Source organism: Nitratireductor thuwali, from assembly GCF_036621415.1.
Lineage (GTDB): Bacteria > Pseudomonadota > Alphaproteobacteria > Rhizobiales > Rhizobiaceae > Chelativorans > Chelativorans thuwali.
The window spans coordinates 2,382,252-2,400,934 of the sequence record NZ_CP030941.1 but is presented as its reverse complement, the minus strand read 5'-3'; the positions used below and the strand labels follow the sequence as shown (position 1 = coordinate 2,400,934).

19 protein-coding genes and 1 pseudogene are annotated in these 18,683 nt (G+C 62.1%); 6 read left to right on the top strand and 14 right to left on the bottom strand.

Annotation, left to right across the window (positions count from 1 at the left end; translation table 11 throughout):
* Nucleotide 1: 1 nt before the first annotated feature.
* The 5 genes from NTH_RS11690 to NTH_RS11670 all read right to left on the bottom strand — a co-directional run bounded on the left by NTH_RS11690 (nucleotide 2) and on the right by NTH_RS11670 (nucleotide 6,488).
* On the bottom strand, nucleotides 2-751 hold the full coding sequence (locus NTH_RS11690) for an SDR family NAD(P)-dependent oxidoreductase (protein WP_338530173.1): 750 nt from the start codon (nucleotides 749-751) through the stop codon (nucleotides 2-4).
* Nucleotides 735-2,969 carry a transglycosylase domain-containing protein gene (locus NTH_RS11685; protein WP_422392389.1) on the bottom strand — a complete coding sequence of 745 codons (2,235 nt, stop codon included), beginning with the start codon at nucleotides 2,967-2,969 and terminating at the stop codon, nucleotides 735-737. The genes NTH_RS11690 and NTH_RS11685 overlap by 17 nt, the downstream gene beginning before the upstream one ends.
* Before the next feature lie 246 nt (nucleotides 2,970-3,215).
* Nucleotides 3,216-4,244 (bottom strand): glycine betaine/L-proline ABC transporter substrate-binding protein ProX, encoded by a 1,029-nt coding sequence (gene proX, locus NTH_RS11680; RefSeq protein ID WP_338530172.1) that lies wholly within the window; start codon nucleotides 4,242-4,244, stop codon nucleotides 3,216-3,218.
* A gap of 97 nt (nucleotides 4,245-4,341) precedes the next feature.
* Nucleotides 4,342-5,274, bottom strand: a complete 933-nt coding sequence (locus tag NTH_RS11675) for an ABC transporter permease (protein WP_338530171.1) — start codon at nucleotides 5,272-5,274, stop codon at nucleotides 4,342-4,344.
* Complete coding sequence (locus NTH_RS11670) at nucleotides 5,271-6,488, bottom strand: quaternary amine ABC transporter ATP-binding protein (protein WP_338530170.1); 1,218 nt, start codon at nucleotides 6,486-6,488, stop codon at nucleotides 5,271-5,273. Before NTH_RS11670 ends, NTH_RS11675 begins: the two co-directional genes overlap by 4 nt.
* A gap of 525 nt (nucleotides 6,489-7,013) precedes the next feature.
* On the opposite strand from NTH_RS11670, the gene NTH_RS11665 reads away from it, so the two are divergent.
* From NTH_RS11665 to NTH_RS11655, 3 genes are all read left to right on the top strand, one after another.
* Nucleotides 7,014-7,430 (top strand): carboxymuconolactone decarboxylase family protein, encoded by a 417-nt coding sequence (locus NTH_RS11665; RefSeq protein WP_338530169.1) that lies wholly within the window; start codon nucleotides 7,014-7,016, stop codon nucleotides 7,428-7,430.
* Between the two features lie 82 nt (nucleotides 7,431-7,512).
* Entirely contained in the window at nucleotides 7,513-8,475 is a 963-nt protein-coding gene (locus tag NTH_RS11660; RefSeq protein WP_338530168.1) for a DUF72 domain-containing protein, read from the top strand.
* A 102-nt stretch (nucleotides 8,476-8,577) separates the two neighbouring features.
* Nucleotides 8,578-8,700: an Atu4866 domain-containing protein gene (locus NTH_RS11655; protein WP_338530167.1), complete on the top strand. Its 123-nt coding sequence runs from the start codon at nucleotides 8,578-8,580 to the stop codon at nucleotides 8,698-8,700.
* A gap of 79 nt (nucleotides 8,701-8,779) precedes the next feature.
* On the opposite strand, the gene NTH_RS11650 is transcribed toward NTH_RS11655, so the two are convergent.
* Nucleotides 8,780-9,163 (bottom strand): hypothetical protein, encoded by a 384-nt coding sequence (locus NTH_RS11650; protein ID WP_338530166.1) that lies wholly within the window; start codon nucleotides 9,161-9,163, stop codon nucleotides 8,780-8,782.
* Nucleotides 9,164-9,373: 210 nt separating this feature from the next.
* Here NTH_RS11650 and NTH_RS11645 point away from each other — a divergent pair, with 210 nt between their 5' ends.
* Both NTH_RS11645 and NTH_RS11640 read left to right on the top strand, forming a co-directional pair.
* Complete coding sequence (locus NTH_RS11645) at nucleotides 9,374-9,706, top strand: autorepressor SdpR family transcription factor (RefSeq protein ID WP_338530165.1); 333 nt, start codon at nucleotides 9,374-9,376, stop codon at nucleotides 9,704-9,706.
* Nucleotides 9,703-10,128, top strand: coding sequence for a hypothetical protein (locus NTH_RS11640; RefSeq protein ID WP_338530164.1), 426 nt, complete (start codon nucleotides 9,703-9,705; stop codon nucleotides 10,126-10,128). The genes NTH_RS11645 and NTH_RS11640 overlap by 4 nt, the downstream gene beginning before the upstream one ends.
* Here the strand turns inward: NTH_RS11640 and NTH_RS11635 are convergent.
* From NTH_RS11635 to istA, 3 genes are all read right to left on the bottom strand, one after another.
* A complete protein-coding gene (locus NTH_RS11635) occupies nucleotides 10,117-11,142 on the bottom strand; it encodes a sigma-70 family RNA polymerase sigma factor (protein WP_338530163.1) in 1,026 nt (341 codons plus the stop codon). The genes NTH_RS11640 and NTH_RS11635 overlap by 12 nt on opposite strands.
* Before the next feature lie 344 nt (nucleotides 11,143-11,486).
* On the bottom strand, nucleotides 11,487-12,224 hold the full coding sequence (gene istB / locus NTH_RS11625) for an IS21-like element helper ATPase IstB (RefSeq protein ID WP_422392347.1): 738 nt from the start codon (nucleotides 12,222-12,224) through the stop codon (nucleotides 11,487-11,489).
* The gene (gene istA / locus NTH_RS11620; RefSeq protein ID WP_338528863.1) at nucleotides 12,221-13,720 is read right to left on the bottom strand and encodes an IS21 family transposase; all 1,500 of its coding nucleotides are present in this window, start codon (nucleotides 13,718-13,720) and stop codon (nucleotides 12,221-12,223) included. Before istA ends, istB begins: the two co-directional genes overlap by 4 nt.
* 117 nt (nucleotides 13,721-13,837) lie before the next feature.
* On the opposite strand from istA, the pseudogene NTH_RS11615 reads away from it, so the two are divergent.
* A pseudogene (locus NTH_RS11615) lies at nucleotides 13,838-14,377 on the top strand (tyrosine-type recombinase/integrase); the annotation flags it as partial.
* Nucleotides 14,378-14,704: 327 nt separating this feature from the next.
* Here NTH_RS11615 and NTH_RS11610 read toward each other — a convergent pair.
* Genes NTH_RS11610 through NTH_RS11590 form a run of 5 tightly spaced genes read right to left on the bottom strand, consistent with a single transcriptional unit; the run spans nucleotide 14,705 to nucleotide 18,675 of the window.
* A complete protein-coding gene (locus NTH_RS11610) occupies nucleotides 14,705-15,265 on the bottom strand; it encodes a hypothetical protein (RefSeq protein ID WP_338530162.1) in 561 nt (186 codons plus the stop codon).
* Nucleotides 15,262-15,765 carry a hypothetical protein gene (locus NTH_RS11605; RefSeq protein ID WP_338530161.1) on the bottom strand — a complete coding sequence of 168 codons (504 nt, stop codon included), beginning with the start codon at nucleotides 15,763-15,765 and terminating at the stop codon, nucleotides 15,262-15,264. The genes NTH_RS11610 and NTH_RS11605 overlap by 4 nt, the downstream gene beginning before the upstream one ends.
* Complete coding sequence (locus NTH_RS11600) at nucleotides 15,708-17,042, bottom strand: hypothetical protein (protein WP_338530160.1); 1,335 nt, start codon at nucleotides 17,040-17,042, stop codon at nucleotides 15,708-15,710. Before NTH_RS11600 ends, NTH_RS11605 begins: the two co-directional genes overlap by 58 nt.
* Nucleotides 17,039-18,070, bottom strand: a complete 1,032-nt coding sequence (locus NTH_RS11595) for a radical SAM protein (protein WP_338530159.1) — start codon at nucleotides 18,068-18,070, stop codon at nucleotides 17,039-17,041. Before NTH_RS11595 ends, NTH_RS11600 begins: the two co-directional genes overlap by 4 nt.
* Nucleotides 18,067-18,675 (bottom strand): DUF4186 family protein, encoded by a 609-nt coding sequence (locus tag NTH_RS11590; RefSeq protein WP_338530158.1) that lies wholly within the window; start codon nucleotides 18,673-18,675, stop codon nucleotides 18,067-18,069. Before NTH_RS11590 ends, NTH_RS11595 begins: the two co-directional genes overlap by 4 nt.
* Between the last annotated feature and the right edge of the window lie 8 nt (nucleotides 18,676-18,683).

The following is an 18,683-nucleotide window of genomic DNA, read 5'->3' as shown; positions in this document are numbered from 1 at the left end:
CCTAGACGTGCTGCCCGCCATTGATATGGATTTCGGCGCCGGTCACGTAGGATGACTGGCCCGAGCATAGGAAGTAGATCGTTTCGGCGACTTCGGACGTCTGGCCGAGGCGCCGGAGGGGGATTTGCTCGATGAACTTGTCGGTTCCGGGCGACAGGATCGAGGTTTCGATCTCGCCCGGCGCGATGGCATTGACGCGGATGCCGTGGGGTCCGAAATCGGCGGCCATCTCGCGCGTCAGGGCGGCCAGCGCCGCCTTTGACGTGGCATAAGCGGTGCCGGCGAAGGGGTGGACCCGGCTGCCGACGATGGAGGTGACGTTGACGATCGACCCCTTGGCGGTCGCCAGCTCCTTGAACAGGCCGCGGGCCAGCATGATGGGCGCGAAGAAGTTCACCTGGAAGACGTCGCGCCAGACATGCATGGGCGTGTCGATGGAATTCATCCGCTTGCCGCCTTCGAGTTTCGGCGAAATGGCGGCGTTGTTGACGAGGGCGTCGAGCCTGCCGCCATTGGCGTCCAGCCGATGGCGGATCTCGCCAATGGCGATACCCACGCCTTCCTGGTCCGACAGGTCAAGCTGGATATGATCCTCCGGGCCGGCAGGCCACGGGCAGTCCACCGCGAAAGGCTGGCGCGAACAGGTGATGACCCGCCATCCCTCGCGCGAGAAGCGCTTGACGGCGGCGTGGCCGATGCCCCGGCTGGCGCCGGTCAACACCAGTGTCTTGCGGTCATCGATCTGGCTCACGGCGGTCTCCGGTTGGCGTCCGCCCTATGTAGAACCAATTCAGGCGGATTGCGAGGGCGCGAAACGTCTCAATTGCCATTGCCGAGGATGATGTCGAGGATCGACGTCTCCCGCGGCTGATGGCCGCCGCCGACATCGGCGGGCGGCACCGGGCGGCCGGACGGCGCGGAGGACGGCATGGCGCGGGGGCGGAGCCGCCGGCCACCGCCGCCTGCGGCACCGGGCGGGACGGCGTTCCGGCACCGGCGGGCGCGCGCGCCCTGCTCCAGCCGCCCGGCAGCGCGGCGACCGGCACGCCTTTATGGGCAACCGCCATGAAATCGCGCCATGCGAGCGCGGGGAGCGAGCTGCCGGTGGCCTTTGTCGGCCGCGCATCGTCGTTGCCGAACCAGACGCCGGTCACGAGGTTGGCCGTGTACCCCACGAACCACGCATCCCGCGAACCCTGCGTCGTGCCGGTCTTGCCGGCGGCGGGCCAGCCGAAGGCCGCGCTGCGGCCCGAGCCGTAATCGAGCGTTCCCGCCATCATCGCGTTCATCATGCCGACCACTTCGGGACTTGCCACCCGCGGCAGCCTCTGGGCCTTGCGCTCGTAGAGCACCTTCCCGGACACGCTGACCACCCGCCGGATGAAATGTATCTCGGGCCTGTAGCCGCCATTGGCGAAGGGGACATAGGCGGCGGTCAGCTCCAGCGGGGTGACCTCGGAGGTTCCGAGCGCGATGGAGGCATTGGCCTTCAGCCGGGATTCGATGCCCATGCGATGCGCGACCTCCACCGCGGCCTTCGGCCCCACCTCCATGACCAGCTGGGCAGCCACCGAATTGAGCGAGCGGGCAAGCGCCTCGGCCAGGGTCACCTGACCGTGATATTTGCCCTTGTAGTTGTCCGGCGTCCATTTGCCGATCTTGACCGGCGCATCGTTGCGGATGCTTGAGGGCGTGCGGCCCTGCTCCAGCGCGGCCATGTAGACAAAGGGCTTGAAGGCGGAGCCCGGCTGACGGCGGGCCTCGGAAGCGCGGTCGAACTGGCTGTTGGCGTAATCATAGCCGCCCACCATGGCGCGCACCGCGCCGGACCCGTCGATGGAAACGAGCGCGCCCTGGGAGACGGCCAGCTCTTCGCCCTTTTCCGCGATCAGCGTTCGGATGGACCGTTCGGCCAGCTTCTGCAGCGACAGATCGACGGTCGTCTCGACGACAACGTCGTCCTTCGTATCGCCGATCAGCCCGGGCAGTTCCTCCATCACGCGATCGGCGACATAATGTTCGGAACCGGTCCAGTATGCGGCCGCCCGCGTGGCCGGCGCACTCATGGCGGCGGCGAGCTCGCTGTCGCCGATCATGCCCTGCTCGCGCATGGCCGACAGCACGATCTGCGCGCGCGCTTCGGCCGCCTGCGGATCGCGCGCCGGCGACAGACGCGACGGCGCCTTGAGAAGGCCCGCCAGTAGGGCCGCCTCGGAAAGGGTGACATCGCGGGCGGACTTGTTGAAATAGCGGCGCGAGGCCGCTTCCACGCCATAGGCGCCGGAACCGAAATAGACCCTGTTGAGATACATCTCCAGGATCTGCGCCTTGGTGTGCTTCTGCTCCAGCCAGACGGCCAGCAGCACTTCCTGGACCTTTCGCTCGACCGTGCGGTCGGGCTCAAGGAACAGGTTCTTGGCCAATTGCTGGGTGATGGTGGAGCCACCCTGGATGATCCGCCCTTCGACGATGTTCTCCGCCATGGCCCTGGCAAGGCCCACGGGATCGACGCCCCAGTGGGAGTAGAAGCGGCGGTCCTCGATGGCGATCACCGCCTGCGCGATGTGCGGCGACATCTGATGCAGCCCGACGGCCTCGCCGCCGGTCATCCCCCGGTTGGCGATGAGCTTGCCGTCGATCGAGACGATCTTCACGTTCGGCGGGCGGTCGGGGATCTCCCATGTGGTGGCCGCCGGCATGCGCGCGCCATAAAAGGCGACGAGCCCCGCGGCGGCGATGCCGGCCCAGATGCCCAGCACCAGGCTCCAATAGAGGAATTTTCGCAGGAAGCGGAAGAAGAAGCCGCCGCCGCGCCGCGATCTCCTTGCGCGCTTCCTTCCGCGCGGCTTCCTGCGGCGCGACGGCGGGACGATGCGGTCGGCCTCGCTTGCGCGCATGCCGCCGGCGCGACGGCGCGAAGGCGCGTCGAAAGTCGGCTCTATGCGCCGTTTTCGCGTGTTCCTGGCCATCGACCTATCCCCGTTACCGCGCCACGCGCAGCCGTCCCTATAGCGGCAGCAGACTAGGCGGGCCGGTTTAAGGCGCCGTTAAGGGCGAAAAGCGGGCACCCGGATCGGCCAAAACGAACCTTGTATGACCGCCTGCCACCTATCCCGTGGCGGGTTTTTCAATTCGCAGCGACGGCGCAACCAAAAAAGGGCGGCCCGCGGGCCGCCCTTCAAATTGAACCAGTCTCACACCGGTTTTCGTATTGCTCAGTTCGCTGCCTGCCGGGCTTCCTCGAGCCAGGAATCGACCGTCTCGCGGTTTTCCTCGATCCAGTTCGCGGCCTGCTGTTCGATGTCGTCGTCGCCTTCGTTCATCGCGGCGTTCTGCGCGAAGATGGCGGGCAGCGGGATGGACGCGTTCTCGAGCAGCGCGCGCACAGCCGGATTCTCCTCCAGGAATGCGCTATTGGCCACCGGGACGATATCGTTCGCCGGGAAACCGAGCGTGCAGGGATCGTCCACGCAGCCTTCGACGCCTTCAAGCGTGGCGGCGTCGGCGAGATCCATCATGTTTTCCGGCAGGTCGACCTCCGGAACTTCGATCCACATCACATCCTCGCCCGGGACCAGCTCGTTGACCGTCCAGTTGGGCGTCCAGGTGTAGAAGAAGATCGGCTCGCCATTCTCATAGGCCGCCACGGCGTCTGCCATGGAAGCGGAGTAGCCGGCCTTGATCGGGTTCACATGGTCGCGCAATTCGTAGGCGTCCAGGTGATGCTCGATGTTGACCTCGCAGCCCCAGCCGGGCGGACAGGCAACCAGGTCGGCCTTGCCGTCGCCATTGCGGTCAAAGGCCTCCTTGACCTCCTCGCGCTTGAAATCGTCCAGCGTTTCGATGTTGAATTTCTCGACTGAGGCCTTGTCGACCAGATAGCCTTCCAGCGCGCCGCCCTCGGCGACCGCGCCGACGATTTCGGCACCGCTTTCGAACGTGCTGCGATAGGTATTGTGCAGCGGGAACCAGCCATTGACCCACAGGTCGACGTCCCCCTGGGAGACCGCCTGGTAGAAGGGCGGGTTGTCGAGCGTCGTGGGGGTGTCCACCGAGTAGCCGAGCTCCTGGAGCATCTGCCTGTAGATCTCGGCGTGGAACCAGCCCGTGTCCCAGGTGGCGCGGGCCATGCGCACGGATTTGCCTTCGCCAGGCATTTCCTGCGCCTGTGCCGGCATCAGCGAACCGGCGCACATCAAGGTGGCGGCAGCGAGGGTTGGCACGGCTTTCTTGAGACTGAACATGATGCCTCTCCTTCTCTTGTGTTTTCATTATGCCCGGACGCAAGGGGCGCCCGGCACGTCGAAAGCGGAGACAAGCAGAGCGCCTCCGCCCGGCGGGCTATGGGCCCGTCTTCTTGGCCTCGTCCGCAACCGGGCGGCGCAGACGAAACAGTGAAACGAAAACCTGGCGCAGCGACAGCGATCGAACGCCGTTCTGCTCGCCCAGCGCCTGGGTAATGCGGTCGAGGATGATCGCCAGCAGCACGATGCCCACGCCGCCCGCAGTGGCGCCGCCCACATCGAGCCGTCCCAGCCCGGTATAGACGGTGAGCCCGAGCCCGCCGGCGCCGATGAGCGCGGCGATGACCACCATCGACAGGGACAGCATAAGGGTCTGGTTCAGGCCCGCCATGATGGTCCGGATCGCCAGCGGGAACTGCACTTCCCACAGCATCTGCCAACGCGTCGAACCGAAGGCCTCCGCCGCCTCGATCAGGTCTCCGCGCACATTGCGGATGCCCAGATTCGTGAGCCTGATGATCGGAGGCAGGGCAAAGATGATGGTGGCGATGATGCCCGGCACCATGCCCACGCCGAACAGCATGACGATCGGCACGAGGTAGACGAAGGATGGGATCGTCTGCATGATGTCGAGAACCGGCCGCGTCACGGACCACATTTTGTCGCTGCCGGCCGCAAGGATGCCGACGGGCACGCCGATGACGGTGCAGAACAGCACCGAAGTCAGGATCATCGACAGGGTGGTCATGGTCTCCGGCCACAGGTCGATCATGTCGATGAACACCAGGGCGACGAGCGTGAAGATCGCCAGTCCGCGCCCCACCACCCGCCAGGCGACGAGCGCAAAGGCGGCCGTGGTGACCAGCATCGGCACGAACTGGAAGAACGCCTCCAACGCGTTGAGCACCGCCGTCACCGGCACCTGCAGGGCCCGGAAGAACGGGCGGAAGTTGGGCACGAGGAAATCGCGCACTATCGTGTTGATCCAGTCGTCCAAGGGGATGAGCAGGATGTCCGACGGGCTGATCATGATGGCTCCTCGCTCTTTCCGTCGTCTTGCGGCTGCTCCTCGCGGGAAAGCTGGGCGAACACCGCCTCGGGCTCCACGACGCCGGTGAGCTTGCCGCCCTCGCCGACAACCGCGATGGGCAAGCCGCTGCTGGCCAGCCCATAAAGCTCGTGGAGCTGCGCGTTCTTGGCCGCGGAAGGAAAGTCGGAGATCACGACAGACGCCAGCATTCTAGCCTTGCCGTTGCGGCGCTGCTCGGCCGACAGGTCCTGATAGGTGACCACGCCGGCGACGGTGTCGCCGTCCAGCACATGGAGGGCGTTGAGGTTCCGCTCCTCCATGATCGCCATCGCCTCTTCCGCGCTTGCCGTCAGCTGCACCGCAGCGGGTTCGTCCGCCACGTCGCCCGCAGTGAAGACACGCCCACGGTCGATATCGGCAACAAAGGCGCTCACATAATCGTCCGCGGGATGTGCGACGATCTCCTGCGCGGAGCCGACCTGGACGAAGCGGCCGTCCTTCATGATGGCGATGCGGTCGCCCAGTATCAGCGCCTCGTTCAGATCGTGCGTGATGAAGACGATGGTCTTCTTGAGCGTCTTCTGCAGGTTGAGCAGCTCGTCCTGCATCTCCCGGCGGATCAACGGATCAAGCGCGCCGAACGGCTCGTCCATCAACAGGATCTGCGGATCGGTCGCCAGGCCGCGCGCGAGACCCACGCGCTGCTGCATGCCGCCGGAAAGCTCGGCCGGATAGCTGTCCGCCCAGGCCGAAAGGCCCACCTGATCGAGCGAGGCGAGCGCCTTCTTGCGCCGCTCGGCCGCGCCGACGCCCTTGATCTTGAGCCCGTAGGCGACGTTCTCGGCAATGGTCTTGTGGGGAAACAGAGCGAAATGCTGGAAGACCATGGCGACCTTGTTTCGCCTTATCCGGCGCAGCTGTTCGGGCGAACAGGTCGCCACATCCTCGCCATCCACCAGGATATGTCCGGCGGTCGGCTTGATCAGACCGTTCAGCATGCGCACGAGCGTCGACTTGCCCGAGCCTGAAAGACCCATGACGACGAATATCTGCGCTTCCTCAACGTCGAAGCTGACGTCCTGCACGCCGACGACCTGACCGGTTTCGGCGAGAATCTGCTCCTTGCTCTCGCCGCGCCTCAGGCGCTCCAGAGCATCTTCCGGGGCTGTTCCAAAGACTTTGAAGGCGTCTCTAACTTTTAACTTGGCTTCCATCTGGCCTCTTGTTGTTATGCCGCAAAGAGTAAGAGTGGTCTCGCGGGAAAAAATCCGCTTATGCTTTCCGTATTTTGCTAGAGGCGCTGGTAGGAGCTGGCTAGCTGCCCCGACATTGCTGCCAAAAGGAAGAATGTTCAGCTACATAACCATAGAACGCCAGCCGCCACCGATCAACCGTCAAAGGGCCTGCCTCCCAGGCTGATTCCATGTTTGGGCGACCATCAAGCCTGCGATCTGCCCATTTGCCGTTCCCGTCGAGGGTTCCCGCCATTGTCCGGGACGATGCCTGGCAAAGAAAGTGCCTTGACCTAGAGCGCGCTCGAACTCCTACAGATGGATGCGTCGTGACGAGAGCGAGAGCATGCGAAGGATGACAGACACGGGTCAGGGAACCGAAAGGCACCGGCCCGAGGTCGAGGATGGCGAGGATGTCCCTGCCGTGCCGCCGAATCGCAAGCTGCCTGCTCGGCCCCGATACCGGAAACGCCGGCCCTGCCGGTATTCTTGCCAATGAGGTGGATGATGACGACGCAGAAGCAAACCGGCTCCGAGAGCCGATACGACAAAGGCTTGCGGGCTCTTGCCGAGGTCGACGGCGAGGCCGGCCGCAAGGTCGTAGAATCGCTAGCCGACATCGCGCCGGATTTCGCGCGCTACCTGATCGAATTCCCTTTCGGCGACATCTATTCGCGCCCGGGCCTCGGGCTTCGGGAGCGCGAGATCGCAACGATCGCGGCGCTGACGGCCCTCGGGCACTCGTCACCGCAGCTCAAGGTCCATATCCAGGCCGGCCTGAATGTTGGCCTGACCCGCGAAGAGATCACCGAGACCATCATGCAGATGGCGGTCTATTCCGGCTTTCCGACAGCCCTGAACGGTCTTTTTGCGGCAAAGGAGGTTTTTGAGGGGAATCGGGCCGCCGAAGGAGAAGCGGCATGACGAACGCCGAGTGACGTCCGGCCGCGGAACGATGTTGCCGCCGGCTCCGTTTCCCGCATTGGGATGCAATCATGGAAGCGACATGGCGACCGCAGGAACTGTCCGCATCGGCATATCGGGATGGACCTACAAGCCCTGGCGCGGCGTGTTCTATCCTGCCGGGCTGCCGCAGAAACAGGAGCTCTCGTTTGCGGCCCGGCATTTCCGCTCCGTCGAGGTCAACGGCACCTTCTACCGCATGCAGCGGCCGGAGAACTTTGCCCGGTGGGACGAGGAAGCACCGGACGATTTCGTCTTCGCCATCAAAGGCTCGCGCTATATCACGCATATGAAGCGGCTGAACGAGATCGAGACGCCGCTCGCCAATTTCCTGGCTTCGGGCCCGCTGCGCCTGGGGCGCAAGCTAGGTCCGATCCTGTGGCAGTTTCCGCCGCGGATGACGTTCGACGCGGAGCGGTTCGAGGCTTTCTTCAAGATGCTTCCCCGCGATACGGGAGAGGCGGCCGCGCTTGCACGGCAGCATGACAGCCGGCTCGAAGGCCGCGCCTGGACCGAAAGCGATGCGCAGCGGCCGCTGCGCCATGCGGTCGAGATACGCCATGACAGCTTCCGCACGGGCGCATTCATCGAGCTCTTGCGGCGCCATGACGTGGCGCTCGTATGTGCCGACACGCCCGAATGGCCGCTGCTCATGGATCTCACCTCGGACTTCGTCTATTGCCGCCTGCATGGCTCGGAGCAACTTTATTCGAGCGGCTATGACGAGGAGGCACTCGACCGCTGGGCAGATCGCATTCGAGCCTGGGCGGCCGGCAGGGAGCCGGCGGATGCGGAGCGGGTGCTGAGCCCGACGAAACGGCGCGCGGCCGGCCGCGACGTCTATGTGTATTTCGACAATGACGCCAAGGTGCACGCGCCCTTTGACGCCGCAGCTCTCGCCGCCCGCCTGGGCATCGGGCAGGCCCTGCGGCGTGAAAACGGGGAAAAGCCGGCAAGGCGCAAAGTCCCACGATCGTCGTTGCAGGCGAAGCTCGCGCAATCGTGAGCACGACCCGCCTTCACAGGCCACGTTCCTGCACGGCGCTGGCGACAGAGACCGACGCCGTGCGGCCGGCGCGGAGCCGTGAGGGTGCCTGTCGGGGGTGCCATGAGATCGGGAAATCACCTCGCTTACCGGGACGATGCCGGTTTCACCGCCGATGGAGCGCACATCGACGGCGGACAGCATCACGCCGGCATGATCTGTATCGGAGAAAGCTGCGGCCGGTGACGGGCTGGGTGATAACCCTTTCGATCTTCCATCTGAGCCAGCTGCCGTCGGCCAGCTTCGCGGGGAACGCCGCTCCGGGTCAAGCCCGCCCCTTCACCTCCACGTCGGTGACGGGACGGCTTTCGCCCGGTTCCATTTCCCCGTGCCAGCGGCCTTCCCGGTCCTGATATTCGACGTAGGCATCGCTGCCGGCGCTTTCATGGGCGGCCGCGGCCTGTTCGGCGGCGCGCTCGGCCTGCGACCGCGTGGCATATGTCTCCGAGAACACGTCACCCACCGCGTAGGCCCAGCCGCCGTCATGTTCGACCACGCGATAGACGACATGGGACCTGGCCTCTGCCGGACCGTCGCCCGGTCTCCCGCGCATATCCGGCAGCAGTTCCTGCCGCTGACTGCCGCCGCGCTTCCAGCGCAGCAGCCGATAGAACCCATAGATGCCGAGGGCAGCCAAGAGGATGCGCATGTGGTTCTCCTTATGTCGAACAGCGGCCTTCAAAAACCGGTCGCGCAGCCCAACGATGCGGAAGGTCACAAGTTCCGCGCCGAAGGCTGGGGAGCGCCCCCAATGCGGCTCCCATCGTCCCGCCGGATCCCAAAAGCCTGGCCGGGATGCCTCGCCTCTCAACCAAGACTGGGCTTGACGGTATTTTCGTATTTAGCTAAACATCTATGTATGAACGACGTGTTCAAAGCCCTCGCCGATCCGACGCGCCGCAAGGTGCTGGAATTGCTGCGCCAGCGACCAATGACGGCGGGAGAACTGGCGGATCACTTCCCGGTGTCTCGGCCAACAATGTCCGCGCATTTCTCGGTGTTGCGCGAGGCCAATCTGATTACGGCCGACAAGATCGGCACGACCATCACCTACCAACTGAGGCTGTCGGTGCTGGAGGACGCGTTGCTTGGCTTTGCCGAACTGTTCGGCGTGCGCGCTGGGACACGAGTATCAACCGGCGCCGACAAGACGATCGGACCTCCCGCAATCCACGAAGGAAAGTGCAAATGAGCCGCTATTCAAGCACTCGCGGCGGCTTGCTCGCTGCCTTTATCATCGGGGGCATACTGATCGCAGGCTTCCTGCTGCTTGCCCTAGCCCGGCAGCAGGGGCTGATCGACGAGGATATCACGACACGCGGGCTCAATGTGCTGCTCGGCCTCGGCATCGCGGCCTGGGGCAACAGAATACCCAAAGCTCTTGATGGGCCGCCACCTGCCTCGATCGCCCTGGCGGCGGTGCGCCAGGCAGTGCACCGGGTGGTGGGCTGGGTGATGATGCTCCTCGGCATCGCCGTTGCTGTCCTGTGGGCGTTCGCGCCCCGCGATGTCGCCGTCACCGGCTGCGTCGTCGCTGTGGTCGCAGCCATAGCGATGGTGTTCGGCTACATCGTATGGCGAGGCGTCGCACTTCACCGTTCTTCAACTCCGTAACGCTCCCGTGTTGCCCACCGGCAAGCCGGCTGGAGAAGTATTGCGGCTGTGGCTGGAAGAACCCGGCTCGGCCACCAGGTCATGGACCTCGTCCAGGGCGGTTCGGCGTCGTGGCAGTCCGCCAGACAGCGAGGAGACGAGCGGTGACGCCCCGGAGTGTCGCAGGTGCTTTAGCTTCTGCGGATTGCGCGTGACGTAAATGGCGACAATCCTGTCATTGCGCGGCAGCAGGGCCGTAGTCTGCACGATATCGCCATCTTCAATCGTAATGAAACCCGGCAGCCCGTCGATGGCCAGGTAGCGTATCAGCCGGGAGGGCGATCTAGCGAAATACCGAGCGAGAGCACCAAAAAGCTTTGTCGCCGCGGCAAGTCCGACTGCTGGAGCTCTGGATGCCGGAACCTGGCCGCCACCATCGGCGTAGATCACAATGTCCTCGGCCAAAAGGCTCCGCAATCCACTCATATCACCGCTCCTTGAGGCGGTGAAGAATGCGGCTGCCAGCTTAAGGCCATGCTCCTGACTTGCAGAGAATCGTGGGCCGGCTTTGTGGATTTGGATCCGAGCCCGGCTGGCAAGCTTCCGGCAGGTCACGGCTTTCCGTCCGATTGCCTTCGAGACTTCATCAAAGCTCATGCCGAATACGTCATGCAGCAGAAACGCTGCCCGTTCCAGCGGGGAGAGCCTTTCCAAGGCGATCATGAGCGGCAGGGTTATGTCGTCGATGGCTCCGCCAGTTCCCGGATCAAAGATTGGTTCGGGCAACCACGGGCCAATATAGGTTTCACGTTGGCGCCGGGCCGATTTCAGTTCATTAAGGCAAAGTCGCGTCACGATGGTCCGCAGGAAGGCTTCCGGCTCATGCACGGACTGTCGATCGGAGGCGAGCCAGCGTAACCACGCCTCCTGGACCACATCTTCCGCGTCCGCGACCGATCCCAGCATGCGGTACGCAATTCGGGTCAATCGGCGACGAAGTTCGGGGCAAACCGGATGAGCGTACGTTTCAGTCATAGCTGCCCCCACCGCGCGACGCTCTGGCGTTCATGGCTTCGCGGCCGTGAACGAATTGAAGCGTCGCCTTCGCCACGCGCTGCCCGAGATGGCGCGCGGTTGCAAGATCGGACCTCGGCGGAGCCAGATCAGGACCCTCGTCAATGTTGGATTGAGCGCCAGCACCAAGCCAAAAGCCGAGCCTGTTCAGATCGTCCTCCGAGCCTGTCAATGATCGCGGAAACGGGACCCCGTTTTTTCGTCCAAAAGGGACCCCTTTGACGGGCACGATGTGAGCGCTCGACCGGGTGGAGCTGGTCGAGTTTGCGCAGCCCGGTCGAGTGCGCCTGATTGGCCTTTCGGCTTTAGCTTTGAGAGCGGTTCTTGAAGCGCCAGCTGTCGTTGCCGGTCTCGATGATGTCGCAGTGATGGGTGAGCCGATCGAGCAGTGCCGTGGTCATCTTGGCGTCGCCGAAGACAGTCGGCCATTCGCCAAAGGTGAGATTGGTGGTGACGATCACCGATGTCTGCTCATAGAGCCGGCTGATGAGGTGGAACAGGAGCTGCCCGCCGGCCTGAGCGAAAGGCAGATAGCCAAGTTCATCGAGAATGACGAAGTCCAGGCGACACAGCCGATCGTTGAGCCGCCCCTGGCGCCCGGCCCGGGCCTCGGCCTCGAGCTGGTTGACGAGGTCGACGACGTTGAAGAAGCGGCCGCGCGCGCCGTCACGGATGCAGGCGCGGGCGATGGCGACGGCGAGATGGGTCTTGCCGGTTCCGGTGCCGCCGACGAGGACGGCGTTGCGCTGATGGGCGAGGAAGTTGCCGCCGGCCAGATCACGCACCAGCGTCTCGTTGATCGGTGTGCCGTCGAAGACGAAGTCCTCGATCTCCTTGGCCAGCGGCAGCTTGGCGATCGTCATCTGGTATTTGATCGAGCGCGCCTTCTTCTCGGATATCTCTGCATTGAGCAGGTCGGCGATGATGCGCTGCGGCTCGTGTTGGCGCTTCACGGCGGTTCGAATGATCTCGTCATAGGCCGCCTTCATGCCGAAGAGCTTCAGCGATCCCATGGTGGCGAGAATGTCGGTGCGGTCCATCATACGGCTCTCCTCAATTGATCGTATCGGCTGCAATCTGCCGTGGGTTCATGGTGAAGCTTGAGGCCGGCCGGCGTGGCCATAGTCGGTGGCCGCGCCGTCTCGCGTCGACGCGCCAGGATGTTGAGGATGACATCGGCCGAGCAGGCACCCTCACGCAACGCTTCTGCGCAGGCGGCTTCCACCGCCGGCATGCCGTCGCTCAGCACGGCCGACAGAATGCTCACCATCTGCCGGTCTCCGTCGTCAGAACGGGCAAGCTTGCGGCGTATCCGCTCCAGGCTGCTGGGCAGCATCCAGTCCTTGAAGGGCGCGCCGTTGCGCAGCGCGCCCGGCTTGCGGGCCAGAACCGGCACATAGTGCCAAGGGTCGTAGACGGTCTTGCCGCGGCCAAAGGCGCGGCGATGCTCGCCGACGATCACCCCATCCTGGCGGATCACGATCCGGTCGGCATAGGCCTGGATCTCCACCGGCCGGCCGAGCGCGCTGGCCATGACGGAGTATTTGTTGTTGTCGAAGCGCACCAGGCAGGTCTTCGACACCGAGGCCGGCACGGCGTGGAATCCATCGAAGTGGCCGGCATAGGGCACCAGGCTTGCCCGTTCAGCCTCGAAGGCTTCCCAGACCGTCTGCTCGGGCCGCTCGGAATGGCGATGCGCCTTGGCAAAGACGACGCACTGGTCGAGCAGCCAGGCGTTCAACTCCTCATAGTTCCTGAAGCGCAACCGCGGTGTGAAGAAGCGCCGGCGCACCAGCCCGACCTGGTTCTCAACCTGGCCCTTCTCCCAGCCCGAGGCCGGCGTGCAGGCGACCGGCTCGACAAGATAGTGGCTGCACATCTGCAGGAAGCGGCGGTTGAACTGGCGGTCCTTGCCGACGAAGACGGTCTCCACCGCCGTCTTCATGTTATCGTAGATGCCGCGCGTGCAGGTGCCCCGGAAGAAGGCAAACGCCCGGTCATGGGCATCGAACACCATCTCCTGCGTCTCGCGCGGATAGGCCCGCACGAACAGCATCCGACTGTGGCACAGCCGCACATGCGCAACCTTCACCGTGGTCGTCGCACCGCCCAGCACCACGATCTCGTGGCTCCAGTCGAACTGGTAGGCCTCGCCCGGTGCAAAGCTCAGCGGCACATAGGCGGCGACGGAGGTGCTGCCGCGCTTCTCTTTCCAGGCCTGCGCATGCCGCCAGACCGAACTGTAGCTGCCCTCATAGCCGAGGCCCCGAAGCTCTTCAAAAACCCGCATCAGGGTCAGCTGCTCACGCGATGGCTTCGCCGCATTGGCCGACAACAGCCGCTCCAGCTCATCCCGCCAGGCACCCATGCTTGGCATCGGCTGATGTTTGCGCTCGTAGCGAAACTCCGTCGCCTCCGAGCGCACTACCTTGCGCACCACTTTGCGCGAGACATTCAACTCGCGGCAAATCGCCTTGATGGGCTTCCCATGGACAAAATAGGCACGGCGTATCTTCGCGATCGTTTCCACAACCAACATCCAAAAACAAATGCCTCCGATGACAATCGGAGGCAGTCTGATGCCCCTGTGTCTCAGGGGTCCCTTTTGGATAAAAATTACCCCTCAAACGGGGTCCCTATTCCATGAAAAATCACAACCGGGTGTCGGCGCGGAGAAATCGTCAACCTCAAATGGAGCGAGGTCGATCTTGAGGGTAGCTGTCTGCGGCTGGTCGATAGCAAGGAAGGCTCCTCGGTTCGCCCGGTGGGCCTTTCGGTCGTGGAATATCTGGAGAAGGAACGTCCGCAAAGAACCGGAACGTACGTCTTTCCCGGCCAGGGCATCGACAATGTGGTCGGCAACTTCCCGCAGAGTTGGAAGAAGCTGTTCAAGGACACGCCACTGTGGGACGTGACGCCTCACGTGCTTCGGCACAGTTTCGCGAGCATCGCGAATGACCTAGGCTTCACCGAGATCACAATCGCCGCCCTGATTGGTCACGCCAAAGGATCGGTCACGAGCAAATACGTCCACACGCTCGACTCCACACTGATCATGGCTGCGGACACGGTTTCTGGCTACGTGAAGGCCCTGCTTGAAGGCGTCGAGTTCAGGCGAAACACCTACACGCTCGATCGACAATCCCGGAAAAGCGCTATCGAACAAATGCTCACGGAATCAAGTCCAGCGCTTTAGGTGGGCGACACCTAAGCGGTCCGACCGCCGGCCTGGCAAAGGTTTGGCAACAACCTGTCCAATCTGCCAAGTTTGGCAGCTATGTCTGTGATAGCCGTCAAATATGACAACTAGCGGTGCCATAGAGCACAACCGTCGTCCTCGCATCCGTCAACGATCATCACAACAGCGTCCGATGTTTTCTTGGCGGTTTCTCTATTAAACTTGGCAAATTGGGAGGACTGACAAACACTTCTCAGGCGACCAACACTGGTTGCCGTATACCGCCGCTTCAACTCGCCATATAACATAACTCGCAGAGGTCAGATGCCCCAGATCCTTTGCGCGTTAGCGTCGACTGTCAGGCAGTTCTCTGCGCCAATTCTCGACCAATCTAAGACAATCGCCAACGACCTGTTCAAATGAGTTGCCCGCGTTGACGATTCCGTCTGCTCGTTCCGGTAACTCGTCGCGCAACTCCGCCTCAACATCGTGAACCGAAGCTCGAGCAAAGTCTTGAACGTCGTCCCTAGCACCGATACGTGAGAGACGCGTGGTCTCCTGTGCGTGCAAATATAGAAGCTTTGCTTGCGATGGCGCGCCGATTGAGGTCAGGATATCGAAGATCCTCACGTGGCGAATGCCATCGACCACAAAATCATCACCAGGAACAAAGCCCCCAGCGTCAAGGACATCCTGACAGAACTTCGTTGCATCGCTTTCGACGCGCTTTTGGCCGAGCTTCTGAAGAGCTTCGCGAGCCCCGGAATCTCCACCAAGCCGCTGGATTTCGCTGCGCAGATATTCCCCAAATCCAACGCGGGCCCAACCAAGGACCGAAGCAACCTCCGCGCTCACCGAAGATTTGCCGCTTCCGATCTGACCCGAAAAGCACAGCAGCAGGCTCATAGGAAATCAAAACTCAATTGCCTAGAACGCAATGCTACCCAACCGCGCCGATCGCGTTTGCTGGAGTTTACGGGGGCAATCGCTGCCGGCGTATCAAGTTCGATCAGCGTTGCGTACAGCGCGTCAGATCGTGACGACCAAAACTCTTCGTCGGCGCGAATGCCAGCCCCAAAGCGGTCACGAATACGACCTATCGGCTCCGTACCAAGATCATAGTACCAGACACGTCGTGCCAGCGCGATGCCGAGAACCGGCCCGGCCACCGCCTTGGCTAGAATGATGTCTCCATCACTGATTTCGCGGTAGGGGGCGCAGCGATTGCGGCTGAACCGAGATTCAATAGTCTTTTCTCCCGACAGAATCATCGAGAGAAAGGGTTCAGCGAAAATAGCGAGATGGATGCCGACGCCGCTTGTGGCTTGCAGCGCATCCGAAAGGTAGCTCAGCCAGAAATCGTGGCCTTCAACCTGCTCCAATAGGGTGTCGTATTCGATCGCCACGTCCCGTTCCGCTCCGCCACCACTACCGGATAGCCTTGTTCTTCAAGTGCCTCTAGCTTCGCCAAGGCCAGCAGCTGATCGGCAACTCTTTCAATTGAATCACGTTCCGCGATACTGCCCCACAGAGGGGGTTGGACGCCAGAGTTCAATCTCTCGCCAGAGCAAGTAATTGCCGCATCCAGCAAGAGCTGTGGATTATCCGAACGGAAGATGCGGTTACCAGTGGTCCAAATCTGAGCCTTCGCGCGTCGGGGGTCGCGCCGGCTCACAGATCGCAGCACATCGCCCTCTACGATAGAGGCGAGGCTAGGATCGTTCGAGAAGGGCTGACTGTTGGCGCGAATAAAGAGCCGCATGCGCCCTATGCCAACTTCCACCCAATCCTTTCGGCGCGTCGAGGCGGGTAGTGCCGGGCGTGTTGGCGCTTGCTTCTTGCGAAAGACGACGATGTCGCCCCGCCGCCAATGTGGCGGGGGGAAAATACCTTCCGCGGCCAAAGAGTTTCTCTCAAAGAAGGGTGACTCATAACAGACCGCCTTTATATCATGCTCAAGCACCTCCAAACCGAGTCCCTTTGCAAACAACATCGCTGAGTTCCGGTTGACCTCTGCGCTGGCACAGGTCCCGTCCGGAGGCAGGCTGATCAAGACCACTCCATCGATGCGGCAAGCATGTGCGGCGGCCAGTAGCATCGGCCGTAAAAAATCGGGGTACCAAGGCGGATCGAGTATGACGGCGTCGGCACTCTCGATGGGGAGGCCGCCACCGCAGTACGCGATGGACAGTGGCGAGCCCGTCGCCTCATTTAGGGCTGAGATCCGACTCGTAACGACATTGTTCTCTGCAAGAAACGCGATCCTGTTAGCGATCGGCAGGGTCATTGCCTCAACCGCAAGACCGGGTGTCCCAAACAGAAGAATGTCTCCGCCGACGGGCGTCATGCCGGCAGTACGATTGAGTAATTCACGCGCGGAATCGGCTGTGAACCTCCATTCGAAGTCCAACGGATGCGGAAGCGGCAACAGCGAGCGGCCCTCTGTAGAACCAGCACCATTCCGACTTGCCTGGAGACGATAAGACTCGGCTGCTGCGGGAGGGATCAATCCGCGACGAGCCAACCGATCAATCGATGCCAGTAGATCAGTCGGATAGACGCTGGCGAGACGGTGCAACAGCGCCTGGAAATCCGTTGCACCATCCAGGATAGCGGCATGAGTTAGCTCATCTACCCGCGCAGAAAATGCATTCTGTGACCTTGTTCGCCGGTCGACCTTCATGCTTCCCTCCGCGCGAGCGGAACATCGCAAATTGATCTGGCGCGCTCGCTCTCCGAAAAACGACGATGAAGCTCGTCCGTCCAAGCCGCGATGGCCTGCTCCTGAACTGCTATGCTCCTTTCACGATCGGTATCGCGGGCAATCCTCTGTCCCACCGGCGCATAGACTTGGATGCGCAGAGGAATGACACGAAGTGGAAAGTTGGGGTCAATTGATTGCAAACGATCCACCAAGTCGCATACGCCTTCAGACACTCCGTCTTCGTAGGGAGATGTGAGGGTGACATAGCCATAAACGTCAAGCCCAAGGTCAATAACCCGTTGCAGGATTTCGAATTGCCGGTCGTAGTCATGCGCCGCCGCACGTGTGTTGAAAGCGAAGGACCGGGAATCGAACCCTTTGACGCAGCAAACGCGACCGTAGTTTTTGTGCCTACGCAAGAGCGCAAGATCCTCCGACGAAAGCGCATCAAACAGGTAAGTTGTGCTGAGATTGTCATCCGTCCACAGGTACGTCGTGTCCGCTAGGCCTTTCTCGGTTAACGCGCGCATCATCCAGGGCGTCCATTCCGGCACGAGATCAGGTGAACCACCGGAGAGGTCTATTATTCGCGGTCGATCAGGAATCTGGGCATAAAGCTCGACGAGCTGCTCAGCGGTGAACCATTTGGAACGACTTTGATCGGCGTTGAGAAGCTCATCCGGGACGAAACAATACCAGCAGCGCCACGCACAAGCCGCATTCTGAAACACCAGAGCTGTCATCAGGTCGGGAACGGGTGTAATCCCGAGCGCGCGACAAGCGGGTGCAATAGGAAGCGGATTTGCAGGCCACCCCTCCGCCGTCGCTTGCCGAAAATGACGGACGCGGCCGTACCCGTTGCAGTTCGCGGGGAGCGTCAGGTCTACTTCCTGTCCTGAGCCCGCAAGCCGCGAGATAAGAACACGACCACCCTCAACGTCGATCGCTCGGTCGCGAAGTTGCGACGCGAACCGTTTTGTGTTGATGGATTTGGTCGCGGCTTTCATTTGTGGGGCTCTTCCGGTTTGGGAAAGACCTCAGGCAGCCGGCGCGGCACCTTGATCGGGTCGTCAGCGAGGTTGGGAAGCTTTTCATCGAGAAACAGGTCGACAAGGGCTGCGCAATAGTCGAACTCCTCAGATGTCAACGGACGGCCTTTCGGGATCGCGTGCCAATATTCGAGGCACGTTCGGCAACATGTCGCTGTCGCATGTTGTGCATAGAAGATTGCATTTCCTTTCATCGGGGTTTGTCGACCATCACGCGGCGGATCGGCTACGGCAAGGTATTTTGCGAGCCTGTGACGTGCTGCTTCTTTTAGCTGGATCCGCCCCTTACGCTGGGCGTGACGTATTGCTTGATCATCCACCGGAAGATGGAAGAAATGGTGCCGGATCAGTTCATGCTGAAGCGAAGCAAAGGTGTGCTTCGCGTCGGCTTTGTCACGACGGTGCACTCGCTTCCAGTCGACCAAATCCGCGCCACAATCACGACACTTTCCCCGCTCATCCGGCTTCATTTTCTTCAACTGCTTGAAGCAATGAAGATCGTTCTCGCAGTCAGTCGCGGTGCATTTGATATCAAGCGGCGGGGGCTTCTTAAATTCAGTCATAGCAACTC

Coding starts and splice junctions, on each gene's coding strand:
- NTH_RS11655 (WP_338530167.1), top strand. CDS start 8,578: ATGAGATCGGGAAATCACCTCGCTTACCGGGACGATGCCGGTTTCACC.
- NTH_RS11670 (WP_338530170.1), bottom strand. CDS start 6,488: ATGGAAGCCAAGTTAAAAGTTAGAGACGCCTTCAAAGTCTTTGGAACA.
- NTH_RS11660 (WP_338530168.1), top strand. CDS start 7,513: ATGGCGACCGCAGGAACTGTCCGCATCGGCATATCGGGATGGACCTAC.
- NTH_RS11665 (WP_338530169.1), top strand. CDS start 7,014: ATGACGACGCAGAAGCAAACCGGCTCCGAGAGCCGATACGACAAAGGC.
- NTH_RS11600 (WP_338530160.1), bottom strand. CDS start 17,042: ATGAAGGTCGACCGGCGAACAAGGTCACAGAATGCATTTTCTGCGCGG.
- NTH_RS11590 (WP_338530158.1), bottom strand. CDS start 18,675: ATGACTGAATTTAAGAAGCCCCCGCCGCTTGATATCAAATGCACCGCG.
- NTH_RS11645 (WP_338530165.1), top strand. CDS start 9,374: ATGAACGACGTGTTCAAAGCCCTCGCCGATCCGACGCGCCGCAAGGTG.
- NTH_RS11595 (WP_338530159.1), bottom strand. CDS start 18,070: ATGAAAGCCGCGACCAAATCCATCAACACAAAACGGTTCGCGTCGCAA.
- istA (WP_338528863.1), bottom strand. CDS start 13,720: ATGTTGGTTGTGGAAACGATCGCGAAGATACGCCGTGCCTATTTTGTC.
- NTH_RS11640 (WP_338530164.1), top strand. CDS start 9,703: ATGAGCCGCTATTCAAGCACTCGCGGCGGCTTGCTCGCTGCCTTTATC.
- proX (WP_338530172.1), bottom strand. CDS start 4,244: ATGTTCAGTCTCAAGAAAGCCGTGCCAACCCTCGCTGCCGCCACCTTG.
- istB (WP_422392347.1), bottom strand. CDS start 12,224: ATGATGGACCGCACCGACATTCTCGCCACCATGGGATCGCTGAAGCTC.
- NTH_RS11635 (WP_338530163.1), bottom strand. CDS start 11,142: ATGACTGAAACGTACGCTCATCCGGTTTGCCCCGAACTTCGTCGCCGA.
- NTH_RS11675 (WP_338530171.1), bottom strand. CDS start 5,274: ATGATCAGCCCGTCGGACATCCTGCTCATCCCCTTGGACGACTGGATC.
- NTH_RS11610 (WP_338530162.1), bottom strand. CDS start 15,265: ATGAGCCTGCTGCTGTGCTTTTCGGGTCAGATCGGAAGCGGCAAATCT.
- NTH_RS11650 (WP_338530166.1), bottom strand. CDS start 9,163: ATGCGCATCCTCTTGGCTGCCCTCGGCATCTATGGGTTCTATCGGCTG.
- NTH_RS11685 (WP_422392389.1), bottom strand. CDS start 2,969: ATGGCCAGGAACACGCGAAAACGGCGCATAGAGCCGACTTTCGACGCG.